The 12,253-nt window shown below is 68.3% G+C and carries 15 protein-coding genes; 2 read left to right on the top strand and 13 right to left on the bottom strand.

Going from position 1 to position 12,253, the window contains the following annotated elements; genetic code table 11:
* Nucleotides 1-7: 7 nt before the first annotated feature.
* Nucleotides 8-448 (bottom strand): hypothetical protein, encoded by a 441-nt coding sequence (locus tag IEZ15_RS47035; RefSeq protein ID WP_373302565.1) that lies wholly within the window; start codon nucleotides 446-448, stop codon nucleotides 8-10.
* A 105-nt stretch (nucleotides 449-553) separates the two neighbouring features.
* Here IEZ15_RS47035 and IEZ15_RS14905 point away from each other — a divergent pair, with 105 nt between their 5' ends.
* Nucleotides 554-1,441, top strand: a complete 888-nt coding sequence (locus IEZ15_RS14905) for a winged helix-turn-helix transcriptional regulator (protein ID WP_189277173.1) — start codon at nucleotides 554-556, stop codon at nucleotides 1,439-1,441.
* Between the two features lie 60 nt (nucleotides 1,442-1,501).
* Here IEZ15_RS14905 and IEZ15_RS14900 read toward each other — a convergent pair whose 3' ends face one another.
* Nucleotides 1,502-2,038, bottom strand: a complete 537-nt coding sequence (locus IEZ15_RS14900) for a TetR/AcrR family transcriptional regulator (RefSeq protein WP_189277171.1) — start codon at nucleotides 2,036-2,038, stop codon at nucleotides 1,502-1,504.
* Entirely contained in the window at nucleotides 2,038-2,358 is a 321-nt protein-coding gene (locus IEZ15_RS14895) for a DMT family transporter (RefSeq protein WP_093899538.1), read from the bottom strand. The genes IEZ15_RS14900 and IEZ15_RS14895 overlap by 1 nt, the downstream gene beginning before the upstream one ends.
* A 191-nt stretch (nucleotides 2,359-2,549) precedes the next feature.
* Here IEZ15_RS14895 and IEZ15_RS14890 point away from each other — a divergent pair, with 191 nt between their 5' ends.
* Complete coding sequence (locus tag IEZ15_RS14890; protein ID WP_189277169.1) at nucleotides 2,550-3,572, top strand: DUF7847 domain-containing protein; 1,023 nt, start codon at nucleotides 2,550-2,552, stop codon at nucleotides 3,570-3,572.
* Between the two features lie 6 nt (nucleotides 3,573-3,578).
* Here the strand turns inward: IEZ15_RS14890 and IEZ15_RS14885 are convergent, their stop codons facing one another.
* From IEZ15_RS14885 to IEZ15_RS14840, 10 genes are all read right to left on the bottom strand, one after another.
* On the bottom strand, nucleotides 3,579-3,965 hold the full coding sequence (locus IEZ15_RS14885) for a VOC family protein (protein WP_189277327.1): 387 nt from the start codon (nucleotides 3,963-3,965) through the stop codon (nucleotides 3,579-3,581).
* A 42-nt stretch (nucleotides 3,966-4,007) separates the two neighbouring features.
* Nucleotides 4,008-5,402, bottom strand: a complete 1,395-nt coding sequence (locus IEZ15_RS14880; RefSeq protein ID WP_189277167.1) for a hypothetical protein — start codon at nucleotides 5,400-5,402, stop codon at nucleotides 4,008-4,010.
* A gap of 141 nt (nucleotides 5,403-5,543) precedes the next feature.
* Entirely contained in the window at nucleotides 5,544-5,897 is a 354-nt protein-coding gene (locus IEZ15_RS14875; protein ID WP_093899505.1) for a metal-sulfur cluster assembly factor, read from the bottom strand.
* Nucleotides 5,894-6,349: a Fe-S cluster assembly sulfur transfer protein SufU gene (gene sufU, locus IEZ15_RS14870; RefSeq protein WP_114243911.1), complete on the bottom strand. Its 456-nt coding sequence runs from the start codon at nucleotides 6,347-6,349 to the stop codon at nucleotides 5,894-5,896. The genes IEZ15_RS14875 and sufU overlap by 4 nt, the downstream gene beginning before the upstream one ends.
* Before the next feature lie 26 nt (nucleotides 6,350-6,375).
* On the bottom strand, nucleotides 6,376-7,632 hold the full coding sequence (locus tag IEZ15_RS14865) for a cysteine desulfurase (RefSeq protein ID WP_189277165.1): 1,257 nt from the start codon (nucleotides 7,630-7,632) through the stop codon (nucleotides 6,376-6,378).
* Nucleotides 7,629-8,393, bottom strand: coding sequence for a Fe-S cluster assembly ATPase SufC (gene sufC / locus IEZ15_RS14860; protein WP_189277164.1), 765 nt, complete (start codon nucleotides 8,391-8,393; stop codon nucleotides 7,629-7,631). Before sufC ends, IEZ15_RS14865 begins: the two co-directional genes overlap by 4 nt.
* A 7-nt stretch (nucleotides 8,394-8,400) precedes the next feature.
* Nucleotides 8,401-8,718, bottom strand: coding sequence for a bifunctional 3-phenylpropionate/cinnamic acid dioxygenase ferredoxin subunit (locus tag IEZ15_RS14855; RefSeq protein WP_093899509.1), 318 nt, complete (start codon nucleotides 8,716-8,718; stop codon nucleotides 8,401-8,403).
* Nucleotides 8,718-9,899: a Fe-S cluster assembly protein SufD gene (sufD, locus tag IEZ15_RS14850; protein WP_189277162.1), complete on the bottom strand. Its 1,182-nt coding sequence runs from the start codon at nucleotides 9,897-9,899 to the stop codon at nucleotides 8,718-8,720. Before sufD ends, IEZ15_RS14855 begins: the two co-directional genes overlap by 1 nt.
* Nucleotides 9,900-9,968: 69 nt before the next feature.
* Nucleotides 9,969-11,390: a Fe-S cluster assembly protein SufB gene (gene sufB, locus IEZ15_RS14845; RefSeq protein ID WP_114243915.1), complete on the bottom strand. Its 1,422-nt coding sequence runs from the start codon at nucleotides 11,388-11,390 to the stop codon at nucleotides 9,969-9,971.
* Nucleotides 11,387-12,172: a helix-turn-helix transcriptional regulator gene (locus IEZ15_RS14840; RefSeq protein WP_229845898.1), complete on the bottom strand. Its 786-nt coding sequence runs from the start codon at nucleotides 12,170-12,172 to the stop codon at nucleotides 11,387-11,389. Before IEZ15_RS14840 ends, sufB begins: the two co-directional genes overlap by 4 nt.
* Nucleotides 12,173-12,253: the final 81 nt, after the last annotated feature.

Raw genomic sequence — 12,253 nt, 5'->3', positions numbered from 1 at the left:
CACGAACCTAACCGGCGAGGCGCCGCCGGAGCCAACCGGTCTCGCCGGATGGTCGCGCGCGGTCCCCGGGAGCGCACGACCACCCGGTCAGCCGGGCTGCGCCTGCCGTTCGGGTGCCGGTGCGGGAGCTTCCTCGCGCACCGGCCCGCGCAGCCGCCGCACCGCCGGCACCGCCACCCCCCGCACCACCCGCCAGTACCGCGCAGGCCGGCCAGAGCAGTCCCGGCGCGGCAGCGCAGAGGGCGCCGCCGATCGGCGGCGCCGGCACCTGGCCGATGCCGCCGACACCAGCGATCACTCCGGCTTGCGGGCCGGTCAGTCCGCGCGGGCCGGTCAGATAGATGAAGAGATAGACGAAAGTGAAGCTGACGACTCCGTTGAGAAAGGAACCGAAGGCCAGCAGCCGTACCGTGCGCGGTACGTCCCGCACGATCCCGGAGAACCTCATCCGCAGCGCCCTCCCAAGTGAGTCTCTCTTGGGAACGGACTATGGCATCATGCTTTCCTACAGGTCAATCAGGTAAGACAGGCCGGGAGACCGACGGAGGAGCCCATGCCCCAGCGCACCAGCCTGGCCGGCGCCGACTGCGCGATCGCCCAGGCGCTCGATGTCGTCGGCGACTGGTGGACCCTGCTGATCGTGCGGGACACGGCGCGCGGGGTGCACCGCTTCGACGCGCTCCAGGAGGAGCTGGGCGTGTCCCGCAAGGTGCTGACCGAGCGGCTGCGACTGCTGGTCGACGCGGGAGTGCTGTCCCGGGAGCCGTACCAGGACCGGCCACCCCGGTACGAGTACCGGCTCACCCGGCGTGGACGCGCACTGCTGCCCGTACTGATCGCGCTCCAGGACTGGGGCGACACCTGGGTGATGGGAGACGGGGAGATGATGGCAACGGCCACGGAGGCGTCGAAGGAGGCGGCCCGGGTGCAGGCCCTGGTGGGCACACGCCTGCCCGAGCTGCAACTGCTGGACTACGACGGCGTGTTGCGCGACCCGGTCGCCGACACCCCGTACACCGTCCTGTACTGCTTCCCCAGCGCCTACGCCCGCCGGGACGCCTATCCGCCGGGCTGGTCCGAGATCCCGGGTGCGAGCGGCTGCACCCTCGAATCCTGCACGTACCGCGACCAGTTGGCCGAGTTCACGGCGGCGGGTGCGACCGTGCACGGGGTGTCCACCCAACGCCCGGACGAGCAGCGGGCGTTCGCGGACGCGGAGCGGCTGCGTTTTCCGCTGCTGTCCGACGCGGAGCTGGAGCTGACGGCGGCGCTGCGACTGCCGACATTCCGTGCGGCGGGGACCAGCCGGCTGAAGCGGCTGACGCTGGTGGTGGACGGGTACCGGACGATCCGCGAGGCGTTGTACCCGATCACGGACATCGAGGCGAGCGTGCGGGCGGCGCTGACCGCGATCCGAAGGGCAGGTCCGGCCGGCGAGTGAGGGGCACTTGCGGCCGGAGCGGCCCGGAAACCGAAGCCGTCGGGCTTGAGGCCGGAGCCATCAGCCGGCGACGCGCCCCAGCATCTCCCGCGCGTACGCCTCGTCGTACTCCCCGCCGGTGAGCAGCACCTGCAGACAGATCCCGTCCATGAGCGCGATCAGCGCCCTCGCCGTGGCCGGATCGGTCCGCCGGGACAGCAACTCGGCCGTGCCGTCCGTCCATTCGGCGGCGACGGGCCGCAACGCGGGTCTGCGGAGGGCTGCGAGGTACAGCTCGTACTCCAGCTCCGCCCGCCCGCGCCCACCGGAGAAGTACTCCCCCAGCAGCCCGGCCAGTTCCCCGGCGAGGTCGGCGGCCGGGTCGGTCAGGGCCTCGCACTCCCGCATGACCTCGGCGAAGTTCTCGTTCGACCGGCGCAGGGCCGCGATCAACAGCTCGTCCAGCGACGCGAAGTGATACGTCGTCGAGCCGAGCGGCACATCGGCCTCGGCCGCGACGGAGCGGTGGCTGAGCCCCGCGATGCCCTTGGCGCCGACCACCCGGATCGCGGCATCGATGATGCGTCCGCGCCGCTCGGGGTCGTAACGGCGTGTCATCAGTGGGCCCCTCCCAGATTCAGCACCACCACTCCGGCGATGACCAGCGCTATGCCCGCCAGCTTGACCGGATTGCCGGACTCCCCCATGAAGAGGATGCCGATGGCGGCGACCGCGGCGGTCCCGATCCCGGCCCAGATGGCATAGGCGGTGCCCATCGACAGCGTCTTCAACGTCTGGGCGAGCAGCGTGAAGGCTATGAGATAGCCCGCGACGGTGATGAGGGAGGGCCAGAGCCGGGTGAAGCCCTCGCTGTATTTCATGGCCGTCGTGCCGGCCACTTCCGCCGCGATCGCCGCGGCGAGCAGTCCATATCCCATGTGTACGAGTGTACGCATCGCTGTTCGCACCACAGTACGGCAGCTTTGCGCCATCCGGGACGCTACGGTGTCCCGACCGGCACACAGGACGACAACACAACGGAGCAGCAGTGGCGCAGGATGCAGGGTGGGGCGGCGGTCCGCCGTACGGCGGAGCACCGTACGGAGGGCCACCGGGATGGGGTGGCTGGATGCCGCCGCCGAAGCCCGGGGTGATACCGCTGGCACCTCTGAAGCTCGGGGACATACTCGGCGGCGCCTTCAGCACGATGGGGCGTTACTGGAAGCAGCTGTTCGGCATCGGTGTGGCCGTGTACGGCGGGGCGCTGGTGGTCGTGGGGGCGGCGGCCCTGATCGCGTACTCCGCCGTCAGTGACCATCTGCGGCGGCTCATCTCGCTCAGCGCCGAGGAGGATCCGTCGTCGACCGACCTCACACCGGTACTGATCGCCCTCGGCGCCGTCTGGCTGGTCGCCATGGTCTCACTCATGATCAGCACAGCCATGATGTACGCCGCCGTTCCCGCGGTCCTGCAGGAGGCCGTACTGGGCAGGCCGACGACCTTCTCCGTCATCTGGCGCCGGGCCTGGGCCCGCGTGCCGGCGTTGATCGGAACGGTGATCCTGACGGCTCTGATCGCGATGATCCCGGTGGTGCTGGCGGTGATCGGCTTCCTCGCCCTCATGATCGGCGCGATCACACTGGCGGACGGGGCCGGCACCGCGGTGTGGACCTCGCTCGGCTTCCTGGGCGCCCTGGCCACCGCGCCCGTGGCGGCCTGGCTCTGGGTGAAATTCAGCCTGGCCCCTTCGGCCGTGGTCTTCGAGGGGCAGCGCCCTGTGGCGGCACTGCGCCGCTCGTCGCAGCTGGTGCGCGGCGACTGGTGGCGGATCTTCGGGATCAGCCTGCTGGCCTTCGCCATGGCGGCGGCTGCGAACTACATCATCCAGATCCCGTTCTCGTTCCTCGGCATGTTCTCCGGGGTGATCGGGGGCGCGACCCTGGACGACGACCCGAACCCCGCGTCGATCGTCTTCGCGATGAGCGGCTATGTGGTGATCCTCCTGCTGGGACAGCTGATCGGTCAGCTCGTCTCGGCGACGTTCCCGCAGCTGGTGACCGGGCTCCTCTACGTCGACCGGCGCATGCGTACGGAGAACCTGGGCCCGGTCCTCGCCGGGGCGGCGGCCGTACCGCCGCAGTACGGCCCCTAGGGCCGCTCAGTCGATGAGCGAGTTCTTCGGGGTGAGCACACAGAACTCGTTCCCCTCGGGGTCCGCCGGCAGCACCCGGCTCACATCCGCGCGCTGCCCGATGTCGACCCGCCGTGCCCCGAGCCCGATGATGCGCTCGACCTCGACGGCCTGGTCATCGGGGGCGAGGTCGATGTGCAGCCGGTTCTTGACCGTCTTCTTCTCCGGCACGGGGACGAAGGTGATACCGGGAACCGCGGACTTGTCGGCGCCGATGACGATTTCGTCGTCGGCCTCGAAGAGCACCTCCCAGTCGAGCACTTGGCACCAGAAGCGGGCGAGCGACGGAAGATCGTGGGCGTCGACGACGATGCCGTAAAAGGAAACGGCCGTGCCCGCCGGTCTGCCCGGCAGGCACGGCCGTTCACCACTCGAATCGCGAAGCCGCCCGTCGCGTCAGCCGCCGACGGTGAACCAGACCGCCCGGGACTTCTTCCACTCGGCGCGGTCGAGGTCCTTCGCCTCCGTGCCGTCCCCGTACAGATCGGCCGATCCGGCGTCCGTGATCAGCTGTGCCCGGGCGCCCGGAACCGTCAGGTCCGGAACGTCGACGACGGCCTCCCAGCCGCCCGGGTCGACGGTCGGCAGATCGGCCCGCTTGACCGGCGCGTGCGCGGCGACACCGTCCCATGTGTAGAGGGCGTACGGGTCGGAGTTGTCGTCGGCCGCCCAGGAACCTGCCACGATCAGATACTGATCGGCGGCGTTCTTGCGGATGTCCCGGATGCTGAGCCCGCCGAGGTCCAGCTCGATCGGCGTACCGATGACCGCCTTCGCCCCGCTGCCGGCCACCCTGTCGAAGTTGGTGACAGGCACGATCAGGGCCTTGCCCCCTTCCTTCGGCGGCACGAGAGGCGCCCGGAAGCCGAGGTACGCGGTGGTCGTCGAGCCGGGCGCGAACTCCAGGCCCTCGATGTTGAACCCGTCGATCTGCTTGGGCGCTTCACCGTCCGCCGTACCCGCGGCGAAGCCGTACCGGTTGCCGTTCGCCCTGTCCCAGGCGACGAGGTCGTCACGGAGCTTGCTGTACGAACCGCCCACCGTCAGCCGGGTGGCGGCCCCCGACCCGGTCACCGTCGTGGTGAAGACGGTGTTGCGGTCGGACTTGTACTCACCGTCCTTGTTGTTGCCGAGCGAACCGGTCCAGTAGATGGTGTTCCCGACCCGGGCCGCACCCTCGATGTCGATCTCCTTGTCCGCCCCGAGCGCCGAGCCGACGTCCCAGCTCCTCACGGGCGCACCGGATGCCGAACGGCTGTACAGCCGCAGCGTGTTGGACTCGTCATCGGCCACGACCGCGTACCCGCCGCCGACGTCGACGGCGGCCGAGGCGTCCGAGGACCCGGTGAGGTAGCGCGTTTCTGCGGAGTTCCGCACGGCGGCGGACGCTGCGTAGTGCAGCGTCTTGGTGGCGGTCTTGCCGCCGAGCCCGGTGACCTTGATCGTGAGGTCCGTGTAGCCGCGCGCGTGCGCGGCGACCGCGAGCTGCCGGGTGGCACCGGTCCCCGTCACGGTCACATCACCGGTTCCGGCGACGGACGGCTTGGAGCTGGCGGAAGCCGCCACACCGAGCGCGGTGACATCGGCACCGCTCTGCGCGACGGTGACGGTGACCACGGGGTCGCCGGTCGAACCGACGGCTCCGGAGAGGTAGGAGACCGAGAGCCCGATCGTCGGCGTTCCATAACTCGCGGCGTGTGCGGGGGTGTTGACCCCCAGAGCGGCCAGCACGAGAACACCGCACGCGGCGGCGGCCGCCCGGCGGTTCTGGAGCGAAAGCTGATGCAGCACAGCGTGCCTCTCGTCGGCGTGATGTCGAGGAGTAGGTTGCGGTTCCCGCGCCAACGGCGGTGACACATCAGGCGTACAGCAGACGAACAACGCCGAACGGCCCCCGGCAGAAGCCAGGGGCCGTTCGGCGGTGCAAATGGCTCAGACGTTGAAGCCGAGCGCGCGCAGCTGCTCGCGCCCGTCGTCCGTGATCTTGTCCGGGCCCCACGGCGGCATCCAGACCCAGTTGATCCGCAGCTCGCTGACGATGCCGTCGGTCGCGGACTTCGCCTGGTCCTCGATCACATCGGTCAGCGGGCAGGCCGCGGACGTCAGGGTCATGTCGAGGGTGGCGATGTTGGCGTCATCGATGTGGATGCCGTAGATCAGGCCCAGGTTGACGACGTCGATGCCCAGCTCGGGGTCGACGACGTCGTACAGGGCCTCGCGGACCTCCTCCTCGGAGGCCGGCTTGGTCGTCAGGCCCTCGTCGGGTGTCACCGTGTTCTCGCTCATGCCGTCTTCCCTTCGGACAGCGCTTTCGCCGTCGCGTCCTTCCACGCCATCCAGCTCAGTAGCGCGCACTTGACCCGGGCCGGGTACTTCGAGACACCGGCGAACGCGACCGCGTCCTCCAGTACCTCCTCCATCGCGTCGTCCGGCTCCAGCTGGCCCTTCGACTGCATCAGTTCCAGGAAGGTCTCCTGGATCTTCTGCGCCTCGCCCAGCTCCTTGCCGACCAACAGGTCGTTCAGCACGGATGCGCTGGCCTGGCTGATGGAGCAGCCCTGACCCTCGTACGACACATCGGTGATGGTCTCGCCGTCGTACTTCACCCGGAGAGTGATCTCGTCGCCGCACGTCGGGTTGACGTGGTGCACCTCGGCGTCGCCGTCCCGCAGGCCGCGCCCGTGGGGGTGCTTGTAGTGGTCCAGGATCACTTCCTGGTACATGGAATCAAGCTTCACCAGTCAACCCTCAGCCGCTGTGCCTATTAACCGAAAAAGTTCCGTACGTGTTCCAGACCGTCCACCAGGGCGTCGACCTCGGAGGGCGTGGAGTACAGATAGAAAGACGCTCGCGTCGTCGCAGGAATTCCGAACCGCAGGCAGACCGGCCGTGCGCAGTGGTGTCCGACCCGGACCGCGATGCCCTGCTCGTCGAGTACCTGGCCCACGTCGTGGGGGTGGATGTCGCCGAGCGTGAAGGAGATCGTGGCGCCGCGGTCCTCGGCCGTCGCAGGACCGATGATCCTGAGGTCCGGGACCTCCAGGAGCCGCTTCACCGCGTACTCGGTGATCGCGTGCTCGTGCTGGTAGATCTTCTCCATGCCGATCGCCGAGAGGTAGTCCACGGCCGCGCCGAGGCCGACGGCCTGGGCGATCGGGGGCGTACCGGCCTCGAACTTGTGCGGCGCGGGGGCGTACGTCGACGAGTGCATCGACACGGTCTCGATCATCTCGCCGCCACCGAGGAACGGCGGCAGGTCCTCCAGGAGCTCCTGCCGTCCCCAGAGCACGCCGATGCCGGTCGGGCCGACCATCTTGTGACCGGTGAAGGCCACGAAGTCCGCCTGGAGCGCCTGCACGTCGAGCACCATGTGCGGGGCGGCCTGCGAGGCATCGATGCAGACCAGCGCGCCGACCTGCTGGGCACGGCGGATGATCTTCTCGACCGGGTTGATCGTGCCCATGATGTTCGAGACCAGGGTGAAGGTGACGATCTTCGTCTTCTCCGTGATGATCTCGTCGATGTTGGACAGGTCGAGGCGGCCGTCGTCGGTGATGCCGAACCACTTCAGCTTCGCGCCGGTGCGCTGCGACAGCAGCTGCCACGGCACGATGTTGGAGTGGTGCTCCATCTCCGTGGTGACGATCTCGGTGTCGTGGTCCACCCGGTAGGGCTCATCGGCCCAGCCGAGCATGTTGGCCACGAGGTTGAGCGACTCGGAGGCGTTCTTGGTGAAGATCACCTCGTTGCGGCTGGGCGCGTTGATGAACGCGGCGATCTTGTCACGGGCGCCCTCGTACAGCGCCGTGGCCTCCTCCGCGACCGTGTACACACCGCGGTGCACATTGGCGTTGTGCCGCTCGTAGTACTCGTTGAGGGCGTCAAGCACCTGGCGCGGCTTCTGCGAGGTCGCCGCACTGTCCAGGTAAACGATCTTCTTCCCGTCGTGGACCGTACGATCCAGCAGGGGGAAGTCCTTGCGGATCGCCTCGGTGTCGAGCAGGCCCGGCAGCTGTGTCACGCGGAAGCGCCACCCTTCACATATGCCTCGTAGCCCTCGTTCTCCAGCTTGTCGGCGAGCTCGGCGCCGCCGGACTCGGCGATGCGGCCGTTGGCGAAAACGTGCACGAAGTCGGGCTTGATGTAGCGGAGGATCCGCGTGTAGTGCGTGATCAGCAGGGTGCCGACCTCGCCGGACTCGCGGACCCGGTTGACACCCTCGGAGACGATGCGCAGGGCGTCGACGTCCAGACCGGAGTCGGTCTCGTCGAGGATCGCGACCTTCGGCTTGAGGAGCTCCAGCTGAAGGATCTCGTGGCGCTTCTTCTCACCGCCGGAGAAGCCCTCGTTGACGTTGCGCTCGGCGAACGCCGGGTCCATCTGGAGCTGGGACATCGTCTCCTTGACCTCCTTCACCCAGGTACGCAGCTTGGGCGCCTCGCCGCGGACGGCGGTGGCGGAGGTACGCAGGAAGTTGGAGACCGAGACACCGGGGATCTCGACCGGGTACTGCATCGCGAGGAACAGACCGGCGCGGGCGCGCTCGTCGACGGTCATCTCCAGGACGTCCTCGCCGTCCAGAGTCACCGAACCACGGGTGATCGTGTACTTGGGGTGACCCGCGAGGGAGTACGCGAGGGTGGACTTGCCGGACCCGTTGGGGCCCATGATGGCGTGGGTCTCGCCCTGCTTCACGGTCAGGTCGACGCCCTTGAGGATCTCCTTCGTGGCGTTGTCGGCCTCGACGGAGACGTGCAGGTCGCGGATTTCAAGCGTTGCCATGGGTGACTCAGGACTCCTGGGTGACGGAGACGAGCACATCGTCCCCTTCGATCTTGACGGGGTATACGGGGACGGGGCGCGTCGCGGGAAGGCCGGACGGCTTGCCGGTACGGAGGTCGAAGCTGGAGCCGTGCAGCCAGCACTCGATCATGCAGTCCTCGACCTCGCCCTCGGACAGTGAGACGTTCGCGTGCGAGCAGATGTCGTTGATCGCGAACACCTCGCCCTCGGTACGGACGACGGACACCGGGATGCCGTCGAGCTCCACCCGCTTCGGGGTGTCGTCCTCCAGCTCACTCAGCGCACAGGCTTTGACGAAGGCCATCAGACGGAAGCCTTCAGCTCGGTCTCGATCTTGTCGAGCAGCCGCGCCTCGACGTCCGGCAGACCGATCTGCTGGACGAGCTCGGCGAAGAAGCCGCGCACGACGAGCCGACGGGCCTCCTCGGCCGGGATGCCGCGGGACATCAGGTAGAAGAGCTGCTCGTCGTCGAAGCGGCCGGTCGCGGAGGCGTGACCGGCGCCGACGATCTCGCCGGTCTCGATCTCCAGGTTCGGCACCGAGTCGACCCGCGCGCCGTCCGTGAGGACGAGGTTGCGGTTCATCTCGTAGGTGTCGGTGCCCTCGGCCCTGGCCTGGATGAGCACGTCACCGATCCACACCGCGTGTGCGCCGTCGCCCTGGAGCGCGCCCTTGTAGGCGGCGTTGGACTTGCAGTGCGGGGTGTTGTGGTTGACCAGGAGGCGGTGCTCCTGGTGCTGGCCCTTGTCGGTGAAGTACAGGCCGAAGAGCTCGGCCTCGCCGCCGGTGCCCGCGTAGCTGACGCGCGGGTGGAGACGGACGAGGTCACCGCCGAAGGTGACCACGATCGACTTGAACGAGGCGTCCCGGCCGACCAGCGCATTGTGCTGGCCGACGTGGACGGCGGTCTCGTCCCAGTCCTGCACGGAGACGACGGTGAGCTTCGCGCCGTCACCGAGGACGTAGTCCACGTTGGCGGCGAGCACCGCGTCACCGGTGTGGTCGATGACGACGACGGCCTCGGCGAAGGCACCCAGCTCGACGAGCTGGTGGCCGTAGGCCACGCCGCCCTCGCCGTGCACCGCGATGCGGATCGGCTCGGCGAGCACGGCCTCCTTGGCGACCGTGACGACGGACGCCTGCTCGAAGGACGTGTACGCCTGGGCGGCGACGCGGTCCACCGGGGTGCCGGCCTTCCCGAGCCGGGCGTCGTCGCGGCCGACGGTCTCGACCGTGACACCCTCGGGGGCCTCGATCGCGACCTTCACACCGCCACCGGTGGCAACGGCCGTGCCGTCATGCAGCCCGCGCAGCCGCTCCAGCGGCGTGAACCGCCACTCCTCCTCACGGCCGTGCGGGACCGGGAAGTCCGCTACGTCGAAGGACGGGGGCGCGCTCATGCGCGTGGCGACGGTCGACTCGGCGGCCACCGCGATGGACCCGGTGGTGGTGGACCCCGCCGGAATGTTCTGAGCCTCAGCCATGGCTGTCGTAGTGCTCGCTTTCTCTGTCAAAAGTCGGGGGATTCGGTCGTCAGGGTGTGCTGGGCCCTGTTAGCCGACCGAGCCCTCCATCTGCAGCTCGATCAGCCGGTTGAGCTCGAGGGCGTACTCCATCGGCAGCTCCTTCGCGATCGGCTCGACGAAGCCGCGCACGATCATCGCCATCGCCTCGAACTCCGTCAGACCGCGGCTCATCAGGTAGAAGAGCTGGTCCTCGGAGACCTTGGAAACGGTCGCCTCGTGCCCCATCGACACGTCGTCCTCGCGGACGTCGACGTACGGGTAGGTGTCGGAGCGCGAGATCGTGTCGACCAGCAGCGCGTCACAGAGGACGTTGGACTTCGCACCCGGCGCGCCCTCGCCGATCTCGATCAGACCGCGGTAGGAGGTACGGCCGCCGCCTCGCGCCACCGACTTGGAGACGATGTTGGAGGAGGTGTTCGGCGCCATGTGGACCATCTTGGCGCCGGCGTCCTGGTGCTGTCCTTCGCCCGCGAAGGCGATGGACAGGGTCTCGCCCTTGGCGTGCTCGCCCATCAGGTAGACGGCCGGGTACTTCATGGTGACCTTGGAGCCGATGTTGCCGTCGACCCACTCCATGGTCGCGCCCTCGTAGGCCACAGCGCGCTTGGTGACCAGGTTGTAGACGTTGTTCGACCAGTTCTGGATCGTCGTGTAGCGGCAGCGGCCGCCCTTCTTCACGATGATTTCGACGACCGCGGAGTGCAGCGAGTCGGAGGAGTAGATCGGCGCGGTGCAGCCCTCGACGTAGTGGACGTAGGCGTCCTCGTCGACGATGATCAGCGTCCGCTCGAACTGGCCCATGTTCTCCGTGTTGATACGGAAGTAGGCCTGCAGCGGGATGTCGACGTGGACACCCTTGGGCACGTAGATGAACGAGCCACCGGACCACACGGCCGAGTTCAGCGAGGCGAACTTGTTGTCGCCGACCGGGATGACGGTGCCGAAGTACTCCTTGAAGAGCTCCGGGTGCTCCTTCAGCGCGGTGTCGGTATCGAGGAAGATGACGCCCTGCTCCTCCAGGTCCTCACGGATCTGGTGGTAGACGACCTCGGACTCGTACTGCGCGGCGACACCGGCGACCAGTCGCTGCTTCTCCGCCTCCGGGATGCCGAGCTTGTCGTAGGTGTTCTTGATGTCCTCGGGCAGGTCCTCCCAGGACTCCGCCTGCTTCTCCGTGGACCGCACGAAGTACTTGATGTTGTCGAAGTCGATGCCCGAAAGGTCGGAGCCCCAGTTCGGCATGGGCTTCTTGTCGAACAGCCTGAGGCCCTTGAGGCGCAGCTTCAGCATCCACTCGGGCTCGTTCTTCTTCGCCGAGATGTCGCGGACGACATCCTCGGAGAGTCCGCGCTTGGCTGCGGCGCCTGCCGCGTCGGAGTCGGCCCAGCCGAATTCGTACGTACCCAGACCCTCGAGCTCAGGGTGGGCAGTCTCCGTAGGGAGCGTCATGCGGGGTTCCTCCCGGCCGTGCTTGCAGATGCTGAATTGGTGGTCTGTGGTGCTGAGTGGCCGCTGCGCGGAATGTACGTCGTACACACACCGTCGCCGTGGGCGATGGTGGCCAGACGCTGCACATGCGTCCCGAGGAGGCTGGAGAAGAACTCCGTCTCCGCCTCGCACAGCTGCGGATACTGCTCGGCGACATGAGCGACCGGGCAGTGGTGCTGGCACAGCTGCTCGCCCCGCTGCGGGCCGGGCGCGCTACGCGCCGTAGCAGCGTACCCGTCGGCGGACAAGGCCTTGGCCAGCGCCTCGGTGCGCGCCTCGGGATCCGCGGCCTCGATCGCCGTGCGGTACGCCTCGGACTGGGCCGCGATCCTGGCCCGGGCGAAAGCGACGACCGCTTCGTCGCCCGAGGTCTCGGCGATCCAGCGCAGCGCGTCCGCGGCGAGCTTGTCGTAGGACTGGTCGAAGGCGTCCCGCCCGCAGTCGGTGAGGGCGAACGCCTTGGCCGGGCGGCCACGGGTCCGCGCCCCGTACACCCGCTGTTCGCGGGCTTCGACGACGCCGTCGGAGACGAGTGCGTCGAGATGGCGGCGGACCGCGGCCTGGGTGAGGCCCAGGCGCTTCGCCAGCTCGGCAACGGTGGACGGGCCATGGTCCAGGATGGAGCGCGCGACCCGGTTGCGCGTCGAGCGCTCGCCGGTCGCGAGTTCCTCCTGCGGTGATTCCCGCTTGGCCTCGCCGTATTTCACAACGCCATTGTTGCGTAATTCATCGGGCCCTGACAACCACGGTCCGAAACGACCTGCGGTGCCGTTCATCACTTAGGGTTACCTAATTCGGCCCCGGGAGACGGGCCTTTCCCGCCC

The sequence above is a fragment of the Streptomyces atratus genome, from assembly GCF_014648655.1.
GTDB classification, from domain to species: Bacteria; Actinomycetota; Actinomycetes; order Streptomycetales; family Streptomycetaceae; genus Streptomyces; species Streptomyces atratus.
This window is presented reverse-complemented; position numbering and strand designations above follow the sequence as displayed.

Excerpts from the sequence above, each read along its gene's own strand:
- IEZ15_RS47035 (WP_373302565.1), bottom strand. The coding sequence starts at position 448 with ATGAGGTTCTCCGGGATCGTGCGGGACGTACCGCGCACGGTACGGCTG.
- IEZ15_RS14905 (WP_189277173.1), top strand. The coding sequence starts at position 554 with ATGCCCCAGCGCACCAGCCTGGCCGGCGCCGACTGCGCGATCGCCCAG.
- IEZ15_RS14900 (WP_189277171.1), bottom strand. The coding sequence starts at position 2,038 with ATGACACGCCGTTACGACCCCGAGCGGCGCGGACGCATCATCGATGCC.
- IEZ15_RS14895 (WP_093899538.1), bottom strand. The coding sequence starts at position 2,358 with ATGGGATATGGACTGCTCGCCGCGGCGATCGCGGCGGAAGTGGCCGGC.
- IEZ15_RS14890 (WP_189277169.1), top strand. The coding sequence starts at position 2,550 with ATGCCGCCGCCGAAGCCCGGGGTGATACCGCTGGCACCTCTGAAGCTC.
- IEZ15_RS14875 (WP_093899505.1), bottom strand. The coding sequence starts at position 5,897 with ATGAGCGAGAACACGGTGACACCCGACGAGGGCCTGACGACCAAGCCG.
- sufC (WP_189277164.1), bottom strand. The coding sequence starts at position 8,393 with ATGGCAACGCTTGAAATCCGCGACCTGCACGTCTCCGTCGAGGCCGAC.
- IEZ15_RS14855 (WP_093899509.1), bottom strand. The coding sequence starts at position 8,718 with ATGGCCTTCGTCAAAGCCTGTGCGCTGAGTGAGCTGGAGGACGACACC.
- sufD (WP_189277162.1), bottom strand. The coding sequence starts at position 9,899 with ATGGCTGAGGCTCAGAACATTCCGGCGGGGTCCACCACCACCGGGTCC.
- sufB (WP_114243915.1), bottom strand. The coding sequence starts at position 11,390 with ATGACGCTCCCTACGGAGACTGCCCACCCTGAGCTCGAGGGTCTGGGT.